Source organism: Micromonospora sp. NPDC048887 (assembly GCF_040649715.1).
Taxonomy (GTDB): domain Bacteria; phylum Actinomycetota; class Actinomycetes; order Mycobacteriales; family Micromonosporaceae; genus Micromonospora.
Genome location: NZ_JBEZGA010000003.1, coordinates 197,337 through 220,942 on the forward strand (window position 1 = coordinate 197,337; position 23,606 = coordinate 220,942).

General features: G+C 72.0%; 23 protein-coding genes. 16 read left to right on the forward strand and 7 right to left on the reverse strand.

Annotated elements, in window-relative coordinates:
• Positions 1 to 113 precede the first annotated feature (113 nt).
• Positions 114 to 1,463 carry a hypothetical protein gene (locus AB0C17_RS06535; protein WP_357477023.1) on the reverse strand — a complete coding sequence of 450 codons (1,350 nt, stop codon included), beginning with the start codon at positions 1,461 to 1,463 and terminating at the stop codon, positions 114 to 116.
• 87 nt (positions 1,464 to 1,550) lie between these two features.
• Between AB0C17_RS06535 and murD the strand changes: the two genes are divergently transcribed.
• Positions 1,551 to 2,897 carry a UDP-N-acetylmuramoyl-L-alanine--D-glutamate ligase gene (murD, locus tag AB0C17_RS06540; protein WP_357477026.1) on the forward strand — a complete coding sequence of 449 codons (1,347 nt, stop codon included), beginning with the start codon at positions 1,551 to 1,553 and terminating at the stop codon, positions 2,895 to 2,897.
• Position 2,898: 1 nt separating this feature from the next.
• On the opposite strand, the gene AB0C17_RS06545 is transcribed toward murD, so the two are convergent.
• From AB0C17_RS06545 to AB0C17_RS06555, 3 genes are all read right to left on the reverse strand, one after another.
• Positions 2,899 to 3,450: a DUF6114 domain-containing protein gene (locus AB0C17_RS06545; RefSeq protein ID WP_357477029.1), complete on the reverse strand. Its 552-nt coding sequence runs from the start codon at positions 3,448 to 3,450 to the stop codon at positions 2,899 to 2,901.
• 1 nt (position 3,451) lies between these two features.
• On the reverse strand, positions 3,452 to 4,081 hold the full coding sequence (locus AB0C17_RS06550; RefSeq protein ID WP_357388048.1) for a DUF6230 family protein: 630 nt from the start codon (positions 4,079 to 4,081) through the stop codon (positions 3,452 to 3,454).
• A gap of 182 nt (positions 4,082 to 4,263) precedes the next feature.
• Positions 4,264 to 5,013 carry a TetR/AcrR family transcriptional regulator gene (locus AB0C17_RS06555; protein WP_357388050.1) on the reverse strand — a complete coding sequence of 250 codons (750 nt, stop codon included), beginning with the start codon at positions 5,011 to 5,013 and terminating at the stop codon, positions 4,264 to 4,266.
• 345 nt (positions 5,014 to 5,358) lie between these two features.
• On the opposite strand from AB0C17_RS06555, the gene AB0C17_RS06560 reads away from it, so the two are divergent.
• A complete protein-coding gene (locus AB0C17_RS06560; RefSeq protein ID WP_357388052.1) occupies positions 5,359 to 6,045 on the forward strand; it encodes a Tat pathway signal sequence domain protein in 687 nt (228 codons plus the stop codon).
• Between the two features lie 57 nt (positions 6,046 to 6,102).
• Here AB0C17_RS06560 and AB0C17_RS06565 read toward each other — a convergent pair whose 3' ends face one another.
• Positions 6,103 to 7,056, reverse strand: coding sequence for a hypothetical protein (locus AB0C17_RS06565; RefSeq protein ID WP_357388135.1), 954 nt, complete (start codon positions 7,054 to 7,056; stop codon positions 6,103 to 6,105).
• A 152-nt stretch (positions 7,057 to 7,208) separates the two neighbouring features.
• Here AB0C17_RS06565 and AB0C17_RS06570 point away from each other — a divergent pair, with 152 nt between their 5' ends.
• Positions 7,209 to 8,504, forward strand: a complete 1,296-nt coding sequence (locus tag AB0C17_RS06570) for an aspartate aminotransferase family protein (protein WP_357388054.1) — start codon at positions 7,209 to 7,211, stop codon at positions 8,502 to 8,504.
• A 3-nt stretch (positions 8,505 to 8,507) separates the two neighbouring features.
• Here AB0C17_RS06570 and AB0C17_RS06575 read toward each other — a convergent pair whose 3' ends face one another.
• Entirely contained in the window at positions 8,508 to 9,908 is a 1,401-nt protein-coding gene (locus tag AB0C17_RS06575) for an acyltransferase (RefSeq protein ID WP_357477031.1), read from the reverse strand.
• A gap of 163 nt (positions 9,909 to 10,071) precedes the next feature.
• Between AB0C17_RS06575 and ngcE (AB0C17_RS06580) the strand changes: the two genes are divergently transcribed.
• From ngcE (AB0C17_RS06580) to AB0C17_RS06610, 7 genes are all read left to right on the forward strand, one after another.
• Entirely contained in the window at positions 10,072 to 11,487 is a 1,416-nt protein-coding gene (ngcE, locus tag AB0C17_RS06580; RefSeq protein ID WP_357477034.1) for an N-acetylglucosamine/diacetylchitobiose ABC transporter substrate-binding protein, read from the forward strand.
• Positions 11,487 to 12,395 (forward strand): sugar ABC transporter permease, encoded by a 909-nt coding sequence (locus AB0C17_RS06585; RefSeq protein ID WP_357388137.1) that lies wholly within the window; start codon positions 11,487 to 11,489, stop codon positions 12,393 to 12,395. The genes ngcE (AB0C17_RS06580) and AB0C17_RS06585 overlap by 1 nt, the downstream gene beginning before the upstream one ends.
• Complete coding sequence (locus AB0C17_RS06590) at positions 12,392 to 13,306, forward strand: carbohydrate ABC transporter permease (protein ID WP_357388060.1); 915 nt, start codon at positions 12,392 to 12,394, stop codon at positions 13,304 to 13,306. The genes AB0C17_RS06585 and AB0C17_RS06590 overlap by 4 nt, the downstream gene beginning before the upstream one ends.
• 85 nt (positions 13,307 to 13,391) lie before the next feature.
• Positions 13,392 to 13,961, forward strand: a complete 570-nt coding sequence (locus tag AB0C17_RS06595; protein WP_357388062.1) for a hypothetical protein — start codon at positions 13,392 to 13,394, stop codon at positions 13,959 to 13,961.
• 84 nt (positions 13,962 to 14,045) lie between these two features.
• A complete protein-coding gene (locus AB0C17_RS06600; RefSeq protein WP_357388064.1) occupies positions 14,046 to 14,417 on the forward strand; it encodes a glyoxalase superfamily protein in 372 nt (123 codons plus the stop codon).
• A complete protein-coding gene (locus AB0C17_RS06605; RefSeq protein WP_357388066.1) occupies positions 14,410 to 14,730 on the forward strand; it encodes a metalloregulator ArsR/SmtB family transcription factor in 321 nt (106 codons plus the stop codon). Before AB0C17_RS06600 ends, AB0C17_RS06605 begins: the two co-directional genes overlap by 8 nt.
• Positions 14,723 to 15,154: an SRPBCC domain-containing protein gene (locus tag AB0C17_RS06610; protein WP_357388068.1), complete on the forward strand. Its 432-nt coding sequence runs from the start codon at positions 14,723 to 14,725 to the stop codon at positions 15,152 to 15,154. Before AB0C17_RS06605 ends, AB0C17_RS06610 begins: the two co-directional genes overlap by 8 nt.
• Positions 15,155 to 15,492: 338 nt before the next feature.
• Here the strand turns inward: AB0C17_RS06610 and AB0C17_RS06615 are convergent, their stop codons facing one another.
• Complete coding sequence (locus AB0C17_RS06615; RefSeq protein ID WP_357477038.1) at positions 15,493 to 16,482, reverse strand: BadF/BadG/BcrA/BcrD ATPase family protein; 990 nt, start codon at positions 16,480 to 16,482, stop codon at positions 15,493 to 15,495.
• 157 nt (positions 16,483 to 16,639) lie between these two features.
• Here AB0C17_RS06615 and AB0C17_RS06620 point away from each other — a divergent pair, with 157 nt between their 5' ends.
• From AB0C17_RS06620 to AB0C17_RS06645, 6 genes are all read left to right on the forward strand, one after another.
• Entirely contained in the window at positions 16,640 to 17,587 is a 948-nt protein-coding gene (locus tag AB0C17_RS06620) for a MurR/RpiR family transcriptional regulator (RefSeq protein ID WP_357477041.1), read from the forward strand.
• The gene (locus AB0C17_RS06625) at positions 17,584 to 18,333 is read left to right on the forward strand and encodes an SIS domain-containing protein (protein ID WP_357477044.1); all 750 of its coding nucleotides are present in this window, start codon (positions 17,584 to 17,586) and stop codon (positions 18,331 to 18,333) included. Before AB0C17_RS06620 ends, AB0C17_RS06625 begins: the two co-directional genes overlap by 4 nt.
• 23 nt (positions 18,334 to 18,356) lie before the next feature.
• Positions 18,357 to 19,769, forward strand: a complete 1,413-nt coding sequence (gene ngcE, locus AB0C17_RS06630; protein WP_357477047.1) for an N-acetylglucosamine/diacetylchitobiose ABC transporter substrate-binding protein — start codon at positions 18,357 to 18,359, stop codon at positions 19,767 to 19,769.
• 22 nt (positions 19,770 to 19,791) lie between these two features.
• On the forward strand, positions 19,792 to 20,733 hold the full coding sequence (locus AB0C17_RS06635) for a sugar ABC transporter permease (protein ID WP_120569017.1): 942 nt from the start codon (positions 19,792 to 19,794) through the stop codon (positions 20,731 to 20,733).
• Between the two features lie 13 nt (positions 20,734 to 20,746).
• Positions 20,747 to 21,703, forward strand: a complete 957-nt coding sequence (locus AB0C17_RS06640; protein ID WP_357388077.1) for a carbohydrate ABC transporter permease — start codon at positions 20,747 to 20,749, stop codon at positions 21,701 to 21,703.
• Between the two features lie 138 nt (positions 21,704 to 21,841).
• A complete protein-coding gene (locus tag AB0C17_RS06645; RefSeq protein WP_357472635.1) occupies positions 21,842 to 23,509 on the forward strand; it encodes a bifunctional 3'-5' exonuclease/DNA polymerase in 1,668 nt (555 codons plus the stop codon).
• Positions 23,510 to 23,606 lie beyond the last annotated feature (97 nt).

Consider the following 23,606-nt stretch of genomic DNA (forward strand, 5'->3'; position numbering starts at 1 on the left):
CGGGCCTGCCCGCGTCGATCATGAAGTTGACGGTGCCGATCCCGGACAAACCGCCGGTCCAACCTCATGATCGACGCGGCTGGGTGGAGCGGGGTGGGTGGGAGGGGGAGGGGTCAGGTCAGGGCGGTGAGGGTTTTGGCGTACAGGGCGGGGACGTAGTTGTCGCCGCCGGGGGTGAACACGTCGGAGGTCGCGGCCGCCTGCCAGGCGGCGTCGGGCAGCGCCGCCACCAGGGCGCGTACCACCGGGGCGTCACGCCACTGGTCCTGCTGGGCGAGCAGGCTCAGCGCGACCACCGACTCCTCCACCTCGCCCACGCACTCGAACGGCTTGTGCCCGTCGATGCCGAGCAGCTCCCGGTAGCCGGGGACCTGGGACTCGTCGGCCAGCAGGTCGCCGCCGAAAATGCCGGTCAGCCGCTCGCGCGGCATGAACGGCGCCATGGCCAGGAACACGAACCGGCACTTCGGGCAGTCGCGGCACCAGCGCTCGGTCGCGTCGCGCAGCTTGAACGCGGCGTTGCAGCTCGTCACCACCGCGTCGTACCTGTCGATCTCGGCGAAGAGACGGGCGATGTGCAGCTCGGACAGGGAGCGCAGCAACGAGAAGTACGGCTCGGTGAGCCCGGCGTGCTCGGCCAGCGCGGCGCGCAGCAGCCCTTCCGCCTCGACGCCCTTCGACCACTGGTGGTTGATCTCGTGGCCGTTCCAGATCAGGTTCGGGTCGGACGCGGAACGCTCGTTCGACATCACCACCGGGCCGAGCCCGTGCAGGACGGCGGTGGCCACCGCGATCAGCGAGTTGATCGCGGTGACCGGGATGTGCCCGTTGCGCGCGCCGGCCGCGTTCAGCTCGAACAGCACCGGGTCCAGCCGTCGCCGGGCGGCGAGCGGCACCAGGTCCGACGCCTCGTTCACCGACACGATCACGTGGTTCGGGTTGACCGAGAACGGCACCGGGTCGAGGCCGGCACGGCGCAGCGCCTCCAGCGTGACGATGGAGTCCTTGCCGCCGCCCACCGCGGACAGCGGACGGCGGTCGGAGTTGTCCACCGGCACTGCCGGATCCACGGCGCCGGACGGCACCTCGGGACGCAGTTCCAGCACGTGCGGCAGCTCGTTGCGGTACGCGTACTCGGCGAGGCCCTTTGTGTAGACGGCGGTGACCAGCTCGACGGCGGCGGCGCCCAGCGGTGCCGGCAGCACCAGCCGGGGCGGCGCGGCGGCCTTGTAGTAGCTGACGCCGGCCACCACGTGCAGCAGCTCCAGCACCCGGGCCAGGGTGGCCGCCGTGGCGTCGGTGACCGGCTCGGCCGGCAGCGGAAGCGTGATCACCTCGGTGAATCGCTGCTCGCCGTCGGGACCGGTCAGGGCGTAGTCGAACAGGACCTCGCCGGTGGCGAAGTCGATCGAGTAGGACGGGAACGTGAAGGCGTCCATCCGCCGCAGCTGCTCGTTGGGCACACGCCATACTAGGCCCTGGTTCGTCCGGCCGTGTCCGGCTGGGCCGGACCCTGCCCGCCGTGCGTCGACCGAGTCCGAGGAGAGCCCGTGCGCCTGTCTGATCTGCGCGGACGTCATGTCGCCGTCTGGGGCGCCGGCCGCGAGGGCCGGGCCGCGGTGACCGCGATCGCCGCGCACGGGCCGGCCGGCCTGGTCGTCGTCGACGACAGCGCGAACTTCCTCACGCTGCCCTGGGACGGTCCGCTCGCCGCCGCGGCGCCGCTCGTCACCGGCGAGGAGGGCTTCGCGCGCCTGGCCGCCGCCGACGTGGTGGTCCGCTCGCCGGGTGTGCCGAACACCCACCCGTGGATGGTGGAGCTGCGCCGCCGGTCCGTGCTCGTCACGCAGGGCAGCGCGCTGTGGATGGCCGACCACGCGGACCGGACCGTGGGGGTGACCGGCAGCAAGGGCAAGAGCACCACGTCCAGCCTGATCAGTCACCTGCTCACCGCGATGGACCGGCCGAACGTGTTCGGCGGCAACATCGGGGTGCCGTTGCTGGACCTGCCCGAGGCGGAGCTGTACGTGCTGGAGCTGTCCAGCTACCAGTGCTCCGACCTGACCGACTCGCCGCGGGTGGCGGTGGTGACAGCGCTGTTCCCCGAGCACCTGGACGCGCACGGCGGCGAGCGGGAGTACTACCGGGACAAGCTGAACCTGATCGCGCACGGCCCGCACGCCGTGGTCGTCAACGGCGCCGACCCGCGCCTGACGGCGGAGCTGGGTGACCGGGCCGCGATCCGGGCCGGCACGCCGGACACCACGCACGTCGCCACCGGGCCGGACGGCACGCGGTGGTTCCACCTGCGGGACACGCCGCTGTTCCCGCGCGCGGTGCTGCCGCTGGTCGGGCGGCACAACGAGGGCAACCTCTGCGTCGCGCTCGCCGTGCTGGAGGCGCTCGGCGTCGACGTGGTGGCGCGCAAGGACAGCCTCGCCGTGGCGGTGGCCGAGTTCCAGGGCCTGGCGCACCGGCTCACCGAGATCGCCGACCCGTCCGGGCTCACCTTCGTCGACGACACGCTCGCCACCAGCCCGTACGCGGCCATGCACGCGATCGACGCGTACGAGGGGCGGCCGTTGACCGTGATCGTCGGCGGCGCCGACCGGGGGCTGGACTACAGCCCGCTGCGTGCCCACCTGGCCGGCCGGGAGATCACCGTGATCGGCGTGCCGGACAGCGGCCCCCGCATCGTGGAGGCGCTGTCCGGCTTGCCGTCGGTGCGTACCGAGCTGGCCGACGACCTCGTCGCCGCCGTCGGGCTGTCCCGCGATCTCACCCCGGCCGGCGGGGTGGTGCTGCTGTCCCCGGCCGCGCCGAGCTACGGCCGGTTCCGCAACTTCGAGCACCGCTCCGAGGTGTTCGCGCAGGCGGTCGCCGACACCGCCCGCTGAGTCAGCCGCGGTCGGCCCGGGCGTTCCCCGGCGGCCCCGGCTCGGCCGACAGGAGCGCGTCGAGCGACTCGGTGGGTGCCGCACTGTCCACCGGCTCGCGCGGCGCGGGCGCCGTCTCAATGGGCACCGTGTCAGTCGCGGCGGGCGCCGTCGCCGGGCCGGCGTGTGTCGCCCGTCGCTTGACCGGCGTCCAGGCGAACGCGAGCGCGCCGCCGACGAGCGCCAGCAGCATGCCGATCAGGAAGCCGCCCAGGTTCGAGGTGAGCCAGGAGACCAGCCCGAGCACGAGGGAGACCACCGCGTAGAAGACGCGTTGCTGCGGCGTGGTGATCAGCAGTACGCCGCAGATGACCAGGACGAGGGGGACCAGGTACGCGGCCAGCCCCTGCGGCCCGACGTGCAGCAGCACCCCGAGCGGCGCGCGCAGTGTCACGAGCATCTCCGCGCCACCGAGCGCGATGAGCAGCCCGGCGGTGAACGGCCGGGCCCGGCGCCAGCGCCGCCAGCGTGTGCGTACGCCGGCGGCGGGCGCCGAGTGCTGTCCCGCGCTCACCTCAGCACCCTTCGGAGCTGAAGCCCATGCGCAGGTTGGGCAGGGTGAACACGGCGGCCGTGGTGGCGTAGTTGTTCTGCCGCAGGTTGGTGATGGTCACGCTGTCGGCCTGCTGGGCGAACACACCCGGGTTGCCCTTGACCCCGGGGACCTTGTCGACGGTGCTGGCGTCCTGGCCCACGTCGATGTTCTTGAAGGAGGCGTTACCGGCGACCTCGTCGCCGTCGACCACGAGCGTGCGGGCGGTCACCGGCTTTCCGGAATTGCCGGCGGTGATCCGCAGATTCGTCCCGCCCAGGTTGATGCTCTGGCAGAGATTCGTCAATTCGGCCTTGTCGATGGCCGAGACGATCACGAGTACCTGCCCGCCGGTGTCGCCCTGGTTGGGGCTGTCCGGGATCATCTGGTCGAGCGTGGCGAACTGCTCGAAGCCGGTGCCCTCCAGCTTGTCGGCGGTGACCGTGAACGGCATGCCCGAGATGGCGAACTGCGCGCCGAGCACACCCTGCGCGGTCAGCACCACCATGCCGGCCGCGCCGGCCGCCACGGCGCCGAGCGTGACGGCGAACCGGCGCCAGCGCACGCCACTCCGCGGTTGATCGGTCTCGATCTGCTCGATCTGCTCCGACATGCCGGCCCCTTTCGAGATCAATTCATTCGCGACGATGCGAGTGGGATTCGCAAGATGTGCGCGCCGAGGGCGCAGGCCGAAGTTACCGCTGAGTAAAGATGCGGTCAACTGTCTGTAGCAGATGGTTGGGCGGCATTTGCCAAAAGCGGCCAAAGTGAAAAACCGCTGCGGTTTTCCACCGCTCAGGGCTGAACGCAGGGCGCGGTGGCGGCCGGACCGTCGTCCGTCCGGGCCACCCGGGCCACGCGGCTCGCCTCTCCGGGGCCGAGGAACGGCGCGGTCGCCGCGTACGTGAGCGCCGGCAGCAGCAGCGGTAGCTCGTCGGCCCGCCCCTGCGCCACCCGCTCCCGGATGGTGGCGTGTATGCCGCCGACCACTGTGGACAGCAGTGCCTCCCGGTCCACCTCGGCGGGTGCCGGCCCGGCGTCGGCGAAGAACCGGCGGAAGCTGTGCAGCAGCGCGTCGCGCTCCCGGCGGGCGTCCGGGCCGGCCGCGTCCACCTCGACGAGCGCCATCCGGGCGAAGGCGGGCACACTCGCCAGCACGTCGAGCAGCGTGCGCAGCGCTGCCCGGGCGGCCTGCGGCCAGTCCGGTCCCGCGTCGCGGTAGGCGTCCTCCATCAGGTGCGAGACCACGGCGATCCCGTGCCGGTACGCGGCCAGGAACGCGTCCTGCTTGCCGTTGAACAGCGCGTAGAAGGCGGGCCGGGTGACCCCGGCGGCGTGGCAGATGTCGCTGACCCGCGCGTTGTCGTACCCCCGGGTGGCGACCTCCCGGACCAGCCCGTCGAAGAGGCGGTCGCGCTGGGTCGCCGCCACCTCCTCGGCCGGCACGCGGCGCGGACCGCGCTTGATGGCGCGATCCGGGTCGCGGCCGTGGCGGGCGCCCGGCAGTGGCGCGGGCGCCGGCGGCGGCGGGCTCGGCACTGTCACTCATCGACCTTTCTTGATTCGTTGACTTTACGACCCTCCGAGGTTTATAACTTTCGACACGCTCAGTTTACGCCTCGTCACCGCTGGTGATCACTTCTCGTCGGTCACCCCGTACGCGTCGAAGGAGGGCCGGATGGCTGCCATTATCGCCGCGCGGACCCGTCCCCCCAAGGCCGGAGAGACCCAGGTGACGCGGCGACGCCGCACTGCGCCACGCCGCCCGGCCCGCTGAGGCCGCGACGGCGCACCACCACCATCGGCGGCCCGATCCCGGCCGCCGCATCCCACCGGCTCCGTCCAATCGGGACGCCGCCGGCACCTGTCCCACCGCCGGAAGGAACAACCATGCCCAGGTACGGACGCATCGGCGCGGGCCTCGCGGCCCTGACGCTGCTGACCGGTCTGGTCGGCGCCGCTCCCGCCACCGCCGCCCCCGCCACCTCGCTCGCCAGTGCCGTGCTGACCTACCCGACCGTCGGCGGCACCGCCGTGTCGGTGGGCGACGTCATCCAGGCCAGCCTGCGCAGCGGTACGAACGCCACGTTCTACTCCTCGACCAGCGGCACCACCGGCATCAAGTGCGCCGCGTCCACCTTCAGCGCCAAGGTGCTGACCAACCCGACCGCACCCGGCACCGCGACCGAGAGCCTCACCGCACAGTCGTTCACCAGCTGCACGACAAACGTCATCGGCACCACCGGCGTAAAGAGCGTGACCGTCAACAACCTGCCGTACACCACCTCGGTGACCAGCGCCGGCGTGGTCAAGATCTCCGGGACGGCGGCGGCGCCGATCCAGAGCACCGTCGTGCTCAACTCGCTGCTCGGCGCGATCACCTGCGTCTACCGCACCAGCACGAACTCGCTCACCGGCACGGCGTCGAACGCCACCAACTCGATCAGCTTCACCAACCAGCCCCTGACCAAGTTCTCCGGCCCGTCGCTGTGCTTCGGCACCGCGTACTTCACCGCGTCGTACTCGCCGGTGAAGGACACCAGCAAGACCGGCAGCCCGGCGGTCTACGTCAACTGACACCCGGCTCCCGGGCCGGTGCGCGGCGGATTCGCCGGGCACCGGCCCATGAGCCGGTCAGCCGGTGGCCAGCGTCGCGTGCAGCGCTCGCATCGACCGCAGCGCCGACCGGATCTCCTGGAGGTAGCGGCCCGGCGTCAGGGCCGGCTCCGGCAGGTCGACGACGGCGCGTGCGGCCGGATCCACCCCGACGGTCTCGACGCCGCAGCCGTACGGCACGGCGAGCGTCCGCAGCGCGTCGCAGTGCTGGAACGGCACGTAGATCGGGGCGGTCACCATCAGCACCGGGTCGTCCGCGCGCAGCCGCACGTGCTCGGCCCAGAACCGTTGCGTGTCGGCGGTGTGCGCGCGACGGCGGTCCGGCTCGCTGGACGGCGCGGCGAGCACCCGTACCGGGGGCGACCCGGCCGGCCGGTAGGTGCGCGAGGACCAGGCCCGGTGCGGATGACCGCCCGGCTCGCCACGCTCGTCGTCCGGCCCGGTCACGCCGAACGCCAGCCGCACACCGGCGTCGAGGACGTCCACCTCGGTGGCACAGCCGGACAGCCCGGCGGCGTCCAGCGTGTGGGACTCGGCCGCCGACAGCGGCCGGAAACTGCCCAGCACCGCCACCTCGCCGGACACCTCGGCCACCGTCCGGGCCAGCACCGCCGCGTACGCGGTGCGCCGCAGGCAGGCGTGCGCCAGCCCGCCGAGCACCAACAGGTGCGCGTACCCGGATCGGGCCGGCGCGACCGAGCGGACCAGGCCCAGCGATTCGGCGGCGCTCAGCACCAGTGCGGCGGTGGCCGGATCGAACGCCGGCTCCCGGGCGTCCGGGCGTTCCCGGCCCTGGCGGAAGTCCCAGCGGCGGGCGGAGAACGCGTCCAACCCGGCCAGCACCGCCGCCAGATCACCGCCGGGCCAGTCGCCGCCGAAGTGCGACACCAGACGCCGCACCGGCGCCGACTCCACCCAGGACCGGACCTCGGCCAGCAGATGCGCGCGCGTCGCGCCGCCCGGCAGTGTCACCTGATCCGTACGCACCCGGCGGATGCTACCGCCGGACCGCTCCCGCACCGGCCGGGACGCGGATCGGACGGGCCTCCCGTCCGTCGCCTGTTGTCCCGGCCCCGGTGGTGGTGGGAACGTGCGGGGATCCACCTCCGCTGAAGGGTGCGCCGATGACCTCCGACGACCTGCTGGCCCGGCACCGCGCCGTGCTCCCGTCCTGGATGCCGCTCTACTACGCCGAACCGCTGGAACTGGTGGCCGGTTCCGGCCGCCGGGTCACCGACGCGGCCGGCCGGACCTATCTGGACTTCTTCGGCGGGGTGCTGACCACCATGGTCGGTCACGACATCCCGGAGATCCGGGAGGCGGTCGAACGGCAGCTGCGGACCGGGCTCGTGCACACCTCCACGCTCTACCTGATCCGGCAGCAGGTCGAGCTGGCCGAGAAGATCGCCCGGCTCTCCGGCATCCCGGACGCCCGCGTCTTCTTCACCAACTCGGGCACCGAGGCGAACGAGGCGGCGCTGCTCGTGGCCACGAACCACCGGCGCTCGCACCAGATCCTCGCGGTGCGCAACAGCTACCACGGCCGGACGTACGCGACAATGGGCGTCACCGGCAACCGCGGCTGGTCGGCCAGCGCCCTGAACCCGTTGCAGGTGGCCTGGCTGCACTCCGGTGAACGGCTGCGCGGGCTGCTGGCCCGGCTCGACGCCGCCGACCGGGTCGACGCGGCGGTCGAGGACCTGCGCGAGGTGCTCGCCACCCAGACCACTGGCGACGTGGCCTGCCTGATCGCCGAGCCGGTCCAGGGCGTGGGCGGCTTCGTGCACGGCCCGGACGGGCTGTTCGCCGCCTGGAAGAAGGTGCTCGACGAGCACGGCATCCTGCTGATCAGCGACGAGGTGCAGACCGGGTGGGGCCGTACCGGCGAGCACTTCTGGGGCTACCAGGCACACGGCGTGACGCCGGACCTGCTCACCTTCGCCAAGGGCGTCGGCAACGGCTTCGCGCTGGCCGGTGTGGTCGGTCGCGCCGAGGTGCTGGAGTCGGTGCCGGCGATCAGCTTCTCCACCTTCGGCGGCAACCCCGTCTCCACCGCCGCCGGCAACGCGGTGCTGGACTACCTGCTCGACCACGATCTCCAAGGCAACGCCGCCCGCGTCGGCGCGATCCTCGGCGACGGCCTGCGCGCGGCCACCGCCGGACTGGCCCAGGTCGCCGAGGTACGCGGCAAGGGGCTGATGCTCGCCGTCGAGTTCGTCCACCCGGGCACCGTCGAGCCGGACCCGGCGCTGACCACAAGCGTCTTCGAGGCGTGCCGCGCGGGCGGCCTGCTGGTGGGCAAGGGCGGCCTCTACGGCAACGTGATCCGGATGGGCCCGCCGCTGACGCTCACCGAGGACGAGGCCCGGGAGGGCCTGGCGATCCTGGTCGACGCGATCAGCGCCGCGATCGGGGCGTGAGCGTCAACCCGGCCGGCGCCGGCCCGCCCGCCCCGACCTGAGCAGCCGCAGCAGACCCGCCCCGGCCAGGTACGCCACGAGCGCCGGGGCGGGCAGGCCCAGCGGCTCCTGGGCGGCCTTGGGCACGAGGCTGTTCAGCAGCAGACCGGCCAGCACGCCCGCGTACCCGGCCACGGCCAGGGTGGCCCGCAGCCGCCGGCCATTCGCCCCGGCCGGCCCGGTCGCGGCCGGGCGGCGGGTGCGGGCCTCGACCGGCCCGAAGACGGCGACCAGCACGGCCAGCACCGCGGTGAGCGCGAGCAGCCACGGCACGCGCCACGCCCACCAGGCCGCCGAGCCGACCGGGGGAGTGGGCAGCACGCCGAGCGCGTCCAGCAGGCCGACGAGGAGCACCGCGGCGGTCAGGTGCCAGAGGAAGAGGGTGAGCACCACGGCGTTCACCGCGAGTACCGCCTGCCACGGGCCGGACCGGCGCAGCCAGCGCCCGGCCGGGCCGCGCAGCAGCAGGATCAGGCCGAGCTGTGCGGCGGCGGTGGCCATCAGCGCCAGGCTCGGCGGCGCCGCGTTGTCCAGCCGCTCGCCCGGCACGTGCAGCATCGCCACCGGGTACGGCCCGAGCACCGTGAGCAGCAGCAGCGCGACAAGACCGCCGCCGAGCAGGACCGCGCCCGAGCGGCGGGACAGCGGCAGCCGGCGGCGGAACAGGCCCCGGGTTCCGCCGCCGGCCGCGTCGCCGGTCCGGCGGGTGTCCGCCCGGGCGGCGTCGTACCAGGCGAAACCGAGCTGGTGGACGACCAGCCAGCCGAACAGGTAGTTGCCGTCGGCGAGCGCGGCCGGGCCGAGGAGCCGGCCGAGGTCGCCGAGCGCGACGAGGACCACGAGCGCCACCGGCACGGCGAGCCCGAACCGGCGGTGCAGCGCGTACATCGGCGGGGTCAGCGCCACCACCGCGACGTAGGCGACCAGGAACCACAGCGGGATGGTGGCGAACCAGACCACCGCGCGCACCTGCGCCGGGTCGGCGCCGCGCAGCGTGGCGACTCCCGCCCCGGCGGCCAGGACGAGCAGCAACACGGTGGTCGGCCGGACCAGCCGGGCGCTGCGGTCCACCAGCCACCCGGCCGCCGACCCGCCCCGGCGCCGGCGGGCGGCCAGCGAGGCGGCATTGGCGTAGCCGCCGACCAGGAAGAACACCGGCATCACCTGGGCCACCCAGGTCAGCGGCCAGGCCCAGCGCAGGTCGCCCAGCGCGGAGTGGCCGGCGGGGCGGCCGTGGTCGTACCCGATTACTGTCACGCCCCAGTGGCCGAGCACGACCATGGTGATGGCGAGCGCCCGGAGCAGGTCGATGTAGCGCTCCCGCCCCGGCGGCGTGCGTTGCGCGAGCTGCCGCAGGCGGCGCATGGGCTCAGGTTAGGCCAGCCGGCCCGGACCGGTACGGATAACGGATCGGTCGAGAGGGCTTGTGGTCCCCGCCGCACTGTCGTAGAAATTCTTCATTGCAAATGCGTCTTGTGAAGACAAGCGACAGGGTGCTCACCGCGCGTACCCGGACCGAGGAGATGCGATGAACAGGCGTGAGATCCTACGGCGCAGCGCCGCCGCCGGTCTGCTGGCCACCCCCGCCGCCGGCCTGCTCGCCGGCTGCGCCACCTCCGGTGGCGACGACGCGGGCGACAAGGACGCGTACAAGGGCACCAAGAGCGAGCAGAACCCGCTCGGCGTCGCCGAGGACGCCCCGCTGGAGGTGGTGATCTTCAACGGTGGCTTCGGCGAGGACTACGCCAAGGCACACGAGGCCATGTACAAGGAGCGGTACCCGAAGGCGCAGATCAAGCACTCGGCCACCGCGGAGATCAGCAAGACCCTCCAGCCCCGCTTCGTCGACGGCAGCCCGCCCGACGTGGTGAACAACTCCGGCGCCGGCCAGATCGACTTCAACGGCCTGGTCTCCCAGAACGCGCTCGCCGACCTGGGCGAGCTGCTCGCCGCGCCGAGCCTCGACACGCCCGGCAAGACGGTCAAGGACACGCTGCTGCCCGGCACCGTCGAGGTCGGCTCCTACGACGGCCGGTTCCTGGTGCTGAACTACACCTACACGGTGTACGGCATCTGGCACTCCACCAAGCTGTTCGCCGACCGCGGCTGGGAGGACGCCAAGACCTGGGACGACCACATCGCGCTCTGCCGCCGGATCAAGGCCGCGGGCATCGCCCCCTGGACGTACGCCGGAGTGCACCCCCGCTACATGAGCTGGCCGCTGATCTCCACCGCGATCAAGCTCGGCGGGCCGTCTGTGGCGCTGGCCATCGACAACCTGGAGCCGAACGCCTGGAAGTCGGACGCCATGAAGACCGCCGCCGACGCCTGGCACCAGATCGTCAAGGACAAGTTCATCCTCGACGGCTCCCCGGGCCTGGACCACAAGCAGTCGCAGACCGCCTGGTGCCAGGGCAAGGCCGCGTTCATCTCCTGCGGCTCCTGGCTGGAGAGCGAGCAGAAGGACGTCACGCCGCCCGGCTTCAACATGACAGTCGCGCCGACGCCGAGCCTGGGCAGCGGCGACAAGCTGCCGTACGAGGCGATCCGGGGCACCGCGGGCGAGCCGTTCATGGTGCCGGCGAAAGCGCGCAACGTCGCCGGTGGCCTGGAGTACTTCCGGACCATGCTCTCCCGCAAGGGCGCACAGGACTTCACCAAGAAGGTCGCCAGCCTGCCGGTGGTCGCCGGCGCCACCGAGGGCATCGACCTGCCGTACGGGCTCAGCACCGTGGTCAAGGCGCTCGACGCGTCCGGGTCCAACGGCTTCAACTGGGTCTACAACAACTACTACCGGAAGCTGGAGCGCAACCTGGTCGACGCGGCCTGTGGCGAGTTCTTCAGCGGCCGGATCTCCCCGGCCGAGTTCCTCGACCAGTGCCAGAAGGGCGCCGACTCGATCGCGCAGGACAGCTCGGTCAAGAAGTACAAGCGGTCGGCGTGATGCGACAGGGCCGCTACCCCCTGATCCTCACGTTCCTGCTGCCCCCGCTGGCGTTGTACGGCATCTTCGTGCTCTCGCCGTACCTCCAGGCGTTTCAGATCTCCACCACCGACTGGATGGGCTACTCCGCGCAGGCCGACCCGGTCGGCCTGGCGAACTTCCGCACGCTGCTGAACGACGGGTACGTGTGGAACGCGTTGAAGAACAACGCGATCCTGCTCGCCGTGGTGCCGGTGGTGACCATCGCGCTGGGCCTGTTCTTCGCCAGCATGCTCACCATGGGCGGACGCAAGGGCCGGGCCGGGGTGACCGGGGTGCGGGGCACCTCGGTCTACCGGCTCGTCTACTTCTTCCCGCAGGTGCTCTCGGTGGTGATCATCGCGCTGCTCTGGAAGGAGATCTACAGCCCGACCAGTGGCCTGCTCAACGGCGCCCTGCGCGCCGTCGGGCTGGCCACGCCGGCCTGGCTCGGCGACCCGCGTTTCGCGTTCTGGTGCGTGCTGGCCGTGATGGTGTGGAGCAACGTCGGCTTCTACGTGGTGCTCTTCGGCGCCGCCATGCAGGCGATCCCGCGCGACATCTACGAGGCGGTGCTGCTCGACGGCGCGTCCCGCACCACGATGCTGCGGAAGATCACCATTCCGCTGCTCTGGGACACCATCCAGGTCGCCTGGATCTACCTGGCCATCGCGGCGCTGGACGGTTTCATCCTGGTCCAGCTCATGACGAACGGCGGGCCGAACTTCTCCTCCGACGTGATCGGGCTGCGGATGTACGACACGTCGTTCGGCAGCGAGAACAAGTTCGGGTACGCGTCGGCGATCGGCGTGGCGATGTTCTTCCTGACCCTCTCGGTGGCGGTGCTGGCGCTGCGCACCGCCCGGCGTGATCGGATCGAGTACTCGTGACCACAGTGGATCCCGGTACGACGACCGCCGGTGCTCCCGTCCCGGCCGGCGCCGCACGACCGGGCGACCGGCCGCCGCGCCGCGAGCTGGGCGTGGCGAACGTCTTCTCGCACGGCTTCCTGCTGCTCTGGGCGGCGATGACGGTCCTGCCGCTGGCCTGGATGGTGCTCAGCTCGCTCAAGACCAACGGCGAGATCGTCGCCGAGCCGTGGGGCCTGCCGGAGGCGCTGCGGTTCGACAACTGGACGCGTGCCTGGACCACCGCCCACATCGGCCGGTTCTTCTTCAACAGCCTGGTCGTGGTGGCCGGCTCGCTGAGCCTGACCATGCTGCTCGGCGCCACCGCCGCGTACGTCTTCGCGCGCTACGAGTTCCGCGGCCGGCAGGTGGTCTACTACCTGTTCGTCGGCGGCATGATGTTCCCGGTCTTCCTGGCGCTGGTCCCGCTGTTCTTCGTGGTCCGCAGCGTCGGCATGCTCGGCACCTGGCCCGGCCTGATCCTGGTCTACACCGCGTACTCGCTGCCGTTCACCGTGTTCTTCCTGACCGCGTTCTTCCGGACGCTGCCGACGTCGGTGGCGGAGGCCGCGCTGATCGACGGGTGCGGGCACTTCCGGCTCTTCTTCCGGGTGATGCTGCCGATGGCGCGACCGGGACTGATCAGTGTGGGGATCTTCAACTTCCTCAGTCACTGGAACCAGTTCCTGCTACCCCAGGTGCTGCTGCCCGGCGACGGGCAGGACCGGATGCTCGCCCAGGGGCTGAGTTCGCTCGCGGTCAGCCAGGGCTACGCCGGTGACTACGCCCAGTTGTTCGCCGGCCTGACCATCGCGGTGCTGCCGGTGCTCGTGGTGTACGTGGCGTTCCAGCGCCAGGTCCAGTCCGGACTGACCGCCGGGCAGCTCAAGTGAGGTGGTTGCCACAGGCAACGGGGCAGTGGGAGAGATCGAGCTGACCTAGGGTGAGCCGGCACGCTCGTCTATCGACAGGAATATCATGTTCTTCCTCCTCTACACGCTGTTGCTGATGCTCGGCGGCATCGCGATGGTCGTCGTCGGCGCGGTGGTCAAGGAACAGGGGACCGGCTCCCGGATCCTCAACGTGGTCATCGGCCTGGCCTTCTTCGGGTACGGCTTCTACCTGCTCTTCCTCTTCGACGGCGACAGCTACCGGATCTTCTTCTACGTCTTCGTGCTGCCGATCCTGCTGATCGTGCGCGCGGTGAAGGCGCGCAAGGAGGCACGCGAACAGGCCGCCGCACAGCAGTTCGCCGGTGGGCAGCAGTTCGCCGGCGCGCCGCAGCAGCCGGGCACGTACCCGGCGGCGGGGCACGGTCAGCCCGGCCCGGCGTTCGGGCCCGCCCACGGCCAGCCGGCACCGTACGGCGCCGCGCCGCAGGGGCAGCCGGCGCAGTACGGCGCGCCGCAGGGACAGTCCGCGCAGTACGGCGCGCCGCAGGGGCACCCCGGTCAGGTGCCGCAGCAGCGTGCGGCGTACCCGCCGCATCCGGGGCAGCAGGCTCCGCAGGGCTGGCACCCGGGGCAGCCGGGCAATCCGAACGCCTGAGCATGCGACGCGGGCCGGCCGGGTCGAGCCGGCCGGCCCGCGTGCCGCTTGACCGGTAGGAAATCTCCTACCTATTCTGGCGGCATGTCCGTCACCCACGTGCAGATCCTCTCGGTGCCCGTCAGCGACCAGGACCGGGCGCGTGACTTCTACGTCGACGTTCTCGGTCTCGACCTGGTCCGGGACAATCCGATGCCCGCCGGTCGCTGGGTCCAGGTGGCCCCCGCGGGCGCCACGACCACGCTCACGCTTGTCACCTGGTTCGACAGCATGCCGGCCGGTTCGCTGCGCGGGCTGGTGCTGGAGACCGACGACCTCGACGCGGACGTGGCCCGGCTGCGCGAGCGGGGCGTGGCGTTCGCCGAGGACGGCGTCCAGGTCGCGCCCTGGGGGCGCTACGTCACCTTCGCCGACCCAGACGGCAACGGGCTCGTCCTGCAGGAGACGCATGTCTGAGCCGGACGTGTTCACGGCGCTGGCCAACCCGACCCGGCGGGAACTGCTGCGGCTGCTCCGCGACGAGGGGGAGCAGCCGGTGCGGCGGCTCGCCGACCGCTTCGAGATGCGTCGTCCCAGCCTGTCGGAGCACCTGCGGGTGCTCAAGGACGCCGGGCTGGTGACCGAGCAGCCCGTCGGGCGGCAGCGGGTCTACGCGCTGCGCCCGGAGCCGCTTCGGGAGCTGGCCGACTGGCTCACCCCGTACGAGCGGTTCTGGCGGCAGCGGCTGGCGAGCCTGGGCGACGTGCTGGACACGATGCCGGATGAGTGAGCCGACCCGCATCGCGGTGGACCGGTTCCTGCCTCACCCGCCGGCCAAGGTGTGGCGTGTGCTGACCGATTCCGATCTGATCGAGCGCTGGCTCATGCCGAACGACTTCCGGCCCGTGCCCGGGCACCGGTTCACGCTCCGGACCGAGCCGCGACCCGGCCGGCGGTTCGACGGGCTGGTCCACTGTGAGGTGCTGGAACTGGACGAGCCGCGCCGGATGCGGTGGGCCTGGCGTGGCGGCACGCTCGACACCGTGGTCACCTGGACGCTGGTGCCCGAGGGGCGGGGCACCCGCCTGTTCCTGGAGCACGCCGGGTTCGACCCGGACGACCCGCTTCAGCGCCGCACCTTCACGGTCCTCGACGGCGGCTGGCGTACCCGGGTCTGGACGCGCCTCGCCGGCACCCTGGCCGCGCTGCCCTGACCCTTCGCGTGGGTGCTCGCGGTCGCCTGTCGAGCTGAGCGCGGAAGCGACCGAACCCGCAGGACGGCGCGGCAGATGTCCTGAGCCGTCGTCACTCTCCGCTCGGCAGGAAGCCCGACGCCGCGCACCGCCCGCCGGACGACAACTCGCCGAGGCCGTCCGCGGGCAGCCACGGGGCGGGTGGAACACCACGGTGTCAAACCGGGGCCATGGCGCCCATGGTGTTCCACCCGTCGGCCGGTCCAGCGGCAGCGCGGGCGATCCGGCGGCAGCGCGGGGCGGTCCGGCGGCGGCAGGCGGCAGGGCGAGCCAGGCGGGTCAGGGGCGTGCCGGGCGGGTCAGGCGGGTGGGGGGACCAGGCGGGCGTGCAGTGCGGCCGGGTCGGCGACCTCGGGCAGGTCGCGGGCGGCCAGCCAGGCCGCGGCGGCGGCACCGTCCCCGGCACCGTGCAGCGGTGCGCCGGGCCAGCGTGCGGCCAGTTCCGCGCGTACCGCGCCGGCCAGCGGCGTGTCGCCGGTGAGCAGTCCGCCGCCGAGCACCACGGCGTCGGTCGCGCCGGGTGGGCGGATACGGGACACGCTCTCCGCCAGCAGTGCCGCCGCCTCGGCGATCAGTGCGACGGCGGTCGGCTCCCCGTCGCGGGCCGACGACACCACGAGCGGCGCGAGCCGGGCGAGTTCCACCGGCGGTCGCCGGGTGACCGCCTGCACGACGGCTGCGGCGGTGGCGCGGGGCGCGTCGTCCACCTCGGTCGTGCCGGTCAGCTCCGCCAGCACCCGGCGGCCCAGGTCACCGGGCGGTTCGGCACGATCCAGGTCGGCCAGCAGCCGCCGGACCGCCTCACGGCCGAGCCAGAACCCGGAGCCGGCGTCGCCGAGCAGCCAGCCGTGGCCGTCGGCAGTGCGGTCCAGCCGCAGGTCGCGTACCTGGGCGGCGATCGCGCCGGTGCCGGCGACGAGCACCGTTCCGTCCGGCGCGGCGGTGCCGGAGGCGTAGGCGACGAGCGCGTCGCCGTGCACCGCGTACGGGCATCGCAGCCCCGCCTCGGCCCACGCCTGGTCGAACGCGTCCCGGCCGCGCGGGTCGGCCAGGAGGCGGCCGGCCCCGGCGAGGCCGATCACGCCGGCGCGTACCCGAGCCGGGTCGATGTCGGCGAGCGCCGCGCGCAGGGCGGCGAGCAGCTCGGCGGCGGCCCGCTCGGCGCCGTGGCTGGTGGGGTTGCCGCCGCCGGCGCGGCCGGCGCCCAGTCGCGTGCCGTCGAGGCTCAGCGCTGCCGCGCGGGTGGAGGTGCCCCCGACGTCGAGGCCGACCACGACGGTGTCCGACATGGAACTCATGCTGGTCGGCCGCGTCGCCGGACGCAAGATCGCGGCCTCGCGGGAGGTAACAGTTTGAAAACTTCACCCACGCCCTTGACACGGAGGGGCCTTCAGTAAGAACTTTTACCACTAACAGTTAACACTCTTTTCCGAAAGGCTTACGCCGATGGCCGAGCACGAGGTGGAGACTTCCGCGGCGACCGCGGTGGTCGATGCCGGCCCGGCCGACCGGCTGGGCGCCGACGGGGTGCTGGCCAGGGTCCGGGCCGGCACGGGGGAGCTGACCGGGGCGCTGCGCCGGGTCGCCGAGCACGTGCTCAGCGACCCGGAGGCGGCGGCCCGTGCCACCATCGTCGAGCTGGCCGAGCGCAGCGGCACCTCACCGGCGACCATCACCCGGTTCTGCCGGGCGATGGGCTTCGAGGGGTACGCGGACCTGCGGCTCGGCATCGCCGCCGAGACCGGCCGGGCCCGCTCGGCGGGCTGGACCGTCGACATCGGACGCGAGATCCAGCCCGGAGACCCGCTCTCCCGGGTGCTCGACCAGATCATGGCCGCCGACACGCGCGCCATGCACGACACCGCCGCGCTGCTCGACCTGGCCGAGGTGGAACGCGCGGCGCTCGCCATCGCCGCGGCCAGCCGGGTGAACATCTTCGGCGCCAGCGGCAGCGCGCTCGTCGGCGAGGAGATGCAGTTCAGCCTGCACCGCATCGGCGTCGCCGCGTGGGCCTGGAGTGACGTGCACGAGGGACTCGCCAGCGCCGCGCTGCTGGGCGCCGGGGACGTCGCGCTGGGCATCTCGCACACCGGGCAGACGCGGGAGACGATCGAGCTGCTCGCCGAGGCCGGCAGTCGCGGGGCCACCACCGTCGCGCTGACGGGCTTCCCCCGCTCGCCGCTGGCCGAGCTGGCCGACATCGTGCTGGTCACCGCCAGCCAGGCGACCACGTTCCGGCCGGACGCGCTCTCCGCCCGGCACCCGCAGCTCGTCGTCCTCGACCTGCTCTACATCGCGGTGGCGCAGCGCACCCACGACCGTGCCCACGCGGCCTTCCGGCGTACCGCCCAGGCCGTCGACGGGCACAAGGCCGCGAAGGGGTCCCCATCATGATCAGTGCCCAGCGGTACGCCGACGCGGTCCGCCCGGTGCTCGACCGGCTGGTGGACAGCCAGGCCGTGGCGGTGGACCGGGCGGCCGACCTGATCGCCTCCGGACTGCGCGCCGGCGGCGTCCTCCAGGCGTTCGGCGCCGGCCACTCGGAGGCGTTCGCCGCCGAACTGGTCGCCCGGGCCGGCGGCCTGGTCCCCGCCAACCGGATCTCCCTGCACGACCTCGTGCTGCACGGCGACGCGCCCCGCGACGTGCTCGCCGACCCGAAGCTGGAACGCGACCCGGCCGTGGCGCACCAGCTCTACGCGCTGGCGGCGCCGCAGCCGGAGGACGTGTTCGTGGTCGCCTCGCAGTCCGGCATCAACGGCTCGGTGGTCGAGCTGGCGACGCTCGTCAAGCGCGGCGGCCATCAGTTGATCGCTGTCACCTCGGTCGAGCACACCGCCCGGGTAGCTCCTCGGCACCCCTCCGGGCACCGGCTCGCCGACCTCGCCGACGTCGTGCTGGACAACGGCGCGCCGTACGGCGACGCACTGCTGCCGCTCGAGGGCGGCGGCGCGGTCTGTGCGGTCTCCTCGGTCACCGCGGCGCTGCTGGCGCAGCTGCTGACCGCCGAGGTCGTACGACGGTTCCACCAGGCCGGAGAGGTACCCCCTGTCTACCTCTCCGCCAACGTCCCCGGTGGGGACGAGCACAACCTCGCCCTCGAGTCGCGGTACGCCGGGCGTCTCCGGCGGACCGCCTGACCCGACCCACAAGGAGAGACAACATGTCGGTTTCCCCCGAGAAGTTCGGCGACGTCAGCCGGCGGACCCTGCTGCGGCGCGCCGCGGCGGCCGGTCTGCTGGCCGTACCGGCGGCGGGTCTGCTGAGCGCCTGCGCCGGCAGCGAGCCGAGCAAGTCCGGCGGCGGCGGCGCGGCCAAGAGCAAGGACAACCCGTTCGGCGTCAAGGACGGCAGCGCGGTCAAGGTGGTCGTGTTCAACGGTGGCCTGGGCGACCAGTGGGCCAAGGAGGACAAGGTCGTCTTCAACGCCAAGCACCCGAACGTCACGGTCAACATGTCTTCCACCCAGAAGATCAAGACCGAAGAGCAGCCCAAGATGGCGACGCAGCCGAGCGACCTGGTGATGAACTCGGGCGCCGACATGATGGACCGCAGCACGCTGATCAACGAGGGCGCGATCGAGCCCCTGGACGACCTGCTCACCGCGCCGGCCTGGGACAGCGAGGGGACCGTGGCCGACAGCCTGCTGCCGGGCACGGTCGCCGACGGTACGCAGAACGGCAAGTTCTACGTCGTCAACGTCGCGTACACGGTCTGGGGCAACTGGTACAACGCCGCGCTGTTCAAGAAGGAGGGGTGGACGGCGCCGACCACCTGGGACGAGTTCTTCGCGCTCGCGCCGAAGATCAAGGCCAAGGGCATGGCGCCGTACGTGCACGACGCGGTGCACGGCTACTACCCGCGCTGGGCGCTGTTCGCCAGCATCTGGAAGGCCGTCGGCAAGCAGGCCGTCGTCGACATCGACAACCTGAAGGACGGCGCCTGGAAGGCCGACGGCATCGTCGCGGCGCTGGAGCCGTGGGAGAAGCTGGTCAAGGACAAGCTGCTGCTGCCGGGCAAGCTCGACCACACCCAGTCGCAGCAGGCGTTCCTGGACGGCAAGGCGGCGTTCATCCAGGTCGGCACCTGGCTGAAGAACGAGATGGCCGCGACCATCCCGCCGGGCTTCGAGATGACCATCTCCGACTACTGGAGCAAGAGCGGCGACAAGGCGGCCAAGGACGTCTTCGCCTCCTCCGGCGAGGGCTTCGTGGTGCCGAGCAAGGCGCCGAACAAGGAGGCCGCGAAGGAGTTCCTGCGGGCCATCCTCTCCAAGGCCGGTTCGGCGAAGTTCGCCGAGCTGACCAAGTCGCTGGCGTCCACCAAGGGCTCCGGCGACAACGTCCAGGACACCGCGCTGGCGTCGGCGAACTCGCTGATGAAGAACGGCAGCTCGGACCTGATCTCGGTGAAGTTCCCGGACTTCTACGCCGACCTGGACAAGGAGAGCCAGAACCTCTCCGAGGAGCTGATGGCCGGCCGCCTGACCGCGCAGCAGTTCGTCGACAAGATGCAGGCGGCCGCCGACAAGGTCGCCAAGGATTCGTCGATCAAGAAGCAGACCCGCACCGCCTGATCACCGCGAGGAAGTGAGTCAAATGCGGCACGGAGTCGCGCGTTTCGTCACGGGCTTCCTGGCCCTGCCCGTCGCGCTGTACCTGTTCTACGTGGTGTGGCCGTTCGCCCAGGCGGCGGGATACTCGCTGACCGACTGGGGCGGGTACTCCGATTCCCAGCGCTTCGTCGGGCTGGACAACTACGTCCGGCTGTTCTCCGACGAGCTGATCCGGAAGGCGTTCTGGCACAACGTGTTCTTCCTGGTCACCGTGCCGCTGTTCACGATCGCGCTGGCCCTGTTCCTCGCGTTCCTGCTCAACGTGGGCGGACGCGAGGACAGGGCCGGCATCCGCGGGGTGTTCGGCTCCGGGATCTACAAGGTCATCTTCTTCTTCCCGCAGGTGCTGTCGCTGGTGGTCATCGCCGTCATGTGGCAGCAGATCTACCGCACCGACGGGCAGGGGTTGATCAACGGTCTGCTCATCAAGATCGGGCTGGTCGACGCGGACAACCCGATCGCCTTCACCGCCGACCCGGAGCCGTTCCTCGGCGTACCGGCGGTGCTGTGGTGGCTGCTGTTCATCGCGGTGTGGAGCGGCGCCGGCTTCTACATGGTGCTGTTCTCCGCCGCGATGCAGTCGATCCCGAAGGACATCTACGAGGCCGCGATCCTCGACGGCGCGGGCCGGTTCCACACGTTCTTCAAGGTGACGCTGCCGCTGCTGCGGGACAGCATCTCGGTCGCCTGGGTGTATCTGGGCTTCATCGCGCTGGACATGTACGCGCTGGTCTTCGTCATGACGCCGAGCCAGGGCGGGCCGAACCACGCCAGCGAGATCTTCGCCTCGGTGATCCAGTTCAACGCGTTCCAGAAGGGCCAGTTCGGTTACGCCTGCGCGATCGCCGTCGCGCTGGCCATCTTCACCATCCTGCTGGCCGCGCTCCAGCTGAGGATCACCCGCCGTGAGCGGATCGAGTACTGAGGAGGTCTGGACGATGAGCACGGTGACCCACACCTCCGGTCCGGCCCGGTCCGACACGGCACCGCCGGACCGGCCACCCGCGGACCGGCGCGCGAAGGACGTCGGCAACGGCTTCGGCGGCCGGATCTTCAACGGCTTCTCGCACCTGTTCCTCGCGGTCTGGGCGATCATGGTGGTCTACCCGCTGCTGTGGGTGGTGATGTCGGCGCTCAAGACCGACTCCGAGGTGATCCGCGAGCCGTTGTCGCTGATCCCCGACGCGTTGCAGTGGGACAACTTCGCCCGCGCCTGGACCGCCGGGATCGACAGCTTCTTCCTCAACACGCTGCTCGTGCTCGTGTTCAGCGTGACGTTGACGATGCTGCTCGGCTCGATGGCCGCGTACGCGCTGGCGCGCTTCGAGTTCCGCGGCAACCGGCTGATCTACTGGATGTTCCTGTCCGGTCTGACGCTGCCGATCTATCTGGCAGCGGTGCCGCTGTTCAAGGGCGTCTACAACACCGGGGTCAGCCTCCCGCTGCTCGGCCCGAACAAGCACCTCATGCTGATCCTGGTCTACGTGGCCTGGTCGCTGTCGTTCACGATCTTCTTCATGCACTCGTTCTTCCGGACGCTGCCCGACTCGATCGCCGAGGCGGCCCAGGTCGACGGGGCCTCGCACACCCGGACGTTCTTCAGCGTGATGCTGCCGATGGCCAAGCCGGGCCTGATCAGCATCGGCATCTTCAACGTGCTCGGCCAGTGGAACCAGTGGTACCTGCCGACGCTGCTCATGCAGTCCGTCTCCGGCGAGCCGAAGAACCAGGTGATCGCCCAGGGGTTGATCGAGCTGTCCGTCAACCAGGGCTACAAGTCCGACTGGTCCGGCCTGTTCGCCGGCGTGACCATGGCGATGCTGCCGGTGCTGATCGTGTACATCGTCTTCCAGCGCCAGGTGCAGTCCGGCCTCACCGCCGGCGTCGGCAAGTAACCCTCCGGGTGCAAGGAAGGGCCCCTTGTTAACGCTCGGCGTTAACAAGGGGCCCTTCCTCTACCGCAGGCGTTAAGAGGGGGCCCTTCCTTCCACGCGGAGCGTGTCGGGGGGAGGGGGCAGAATGCGTTCGTGCTGATGGCGGTGGTGGCGGACGAGCGGGGTGGCGGCCTGCTGCAACCGCTGCACGCCGACGGCCGCCCGGCCGGCGCGGCCGAGGAGGTCGCCGACCTGGCCGCCGCGGTGGCCGCCCGCGAGGCGGCCGGCCACCCCCGCTGGCTGTGGGCCGCCTGGGCCGGCGTCTACCCGGCGCTGCTGCGCGCCGGGGTGCGGCTCGACCGCTGCCACGACGTCGAGCTGACCGAGGCGCTGCTGCTCGGGCACGCGGGCCGGTGGGGCGAGCCGCGCGCGCTGCCGGCCGCCTGGGCCCGGGTCACCGGCGCGCCGGTCCCACCGGACCCGGCGCCCCGCCCGCCCGAGCCGCCGGGCCACGCCCAGGCCACGCTCTTCGAGCCACCGTCCGGCCCGCCCGGTCCGGGCATCACGGCGTTGACGAGGGTGTACGCCGACCAGCTCGCCCGGATCGCCGCGACCACCCACCCCGGCCGGTTCCGGTTGCTGGTGGCCGCCGAGTCGGCGGGCGCGCTGGTGGCCGCCGAGATGGGCGCGGCCGGGCTGCCGTGGCGTGCCGACGTGCACGACGCGATCCTGGCCGGCCTGCTAGGTGAGCCGTCCCCGGTCGGTGGGCCGCCGCGCCGGCTGGCCGAGTTGCAGGCCCGCATCGCCGACGCGTTCGGCGTACGCCAGGTGCACGCCGACTCGCCCGCGGAGCTGTTGCGGGCGTTCGCCCGCGCGGGCGTGGACCTGCCGAACACGCGCGCCTGGGTGCTGCGCGGGGTGGAGCACCCGGCGGCCCCGCTGGTCCTGGAATACAAGGAGCTGTACCGGATCTGGACGGCGCACGGCTGGGCCTGGCGCGACGCCTGGGTGTCCGGCGGCCGGTTCCACCCCGAGTACGTGCCGGGCGGCGTGGTCTCCGGCCGGTGGGCGACCCGGGGCGGCGGGGCATTGCAGATCCCGAAGGTGATCCGGCGGGCGGTGGTGGCGGATCCGGGCTGGACGTTCGTGGTGGCCGACGCGGGCCAGCTCGAACCGCGCGTGCTCGCGGCGGTCTCCGGCGACGAGCGGCTGGCGGCGGCCGGTGGCGCCGGTGACCTGTACGCGGCGCTGGCCCGGGACTCGTTCGGCGGTGACCGGGCGAAGGCCAAGGTGGCCCTGCTCGGGGCGATGTACGGGCAGACCGGCGGGACGGCTCTGCCCGCGCTGGCGGTGCTGCGGAAGAGCTATCCGACCGCGTTCGGCTACGTCGAGGCGGCGGCGCGCACCGGTGAGGCGGGCGGCCTGGTCCGGTCCTGGCTGGGGCGTACCTGCCCGCCCGGGTCGGCCGGGTTCGCCGAGGGGGAGGAGGCGATGCCGGACGGCGGGGCCGATCCGCACAGCCCGTCGGCCCGGGCGGCCCGCTCGCGGGGGCGCTTCACCCGCAACTTCGTCATCCAGGCCACCGCCGCCGAGTGGGCCTCCACGCTGCTCGCCACGCTGCGCACCGAGCTGGCCGGCACTGAGGCGGAGCTGGTCTTCTTCCAGCACGACGAGGTGCTTGTGCACTGCCCGGCCGGGCAGGCGGCGGCCGTCGCCGAGGCGGTCAGCGCCGCCGGCGCGCGGGCGACCCGGCTGCTGTTCGGTGACACCCCGGTCCGGTTCCCGCTGGACCTGTCCACTGTCGATTGCTACGCGGACGCGGCATAGTCACACAATTTTCCGTTTTGCCCCGCTACCCGCCTCCGGCCGCGCTCGTTGGGCCCGGTGTGCGTACGACGGGACGGACCGGGCGGCTGTGCCCGGT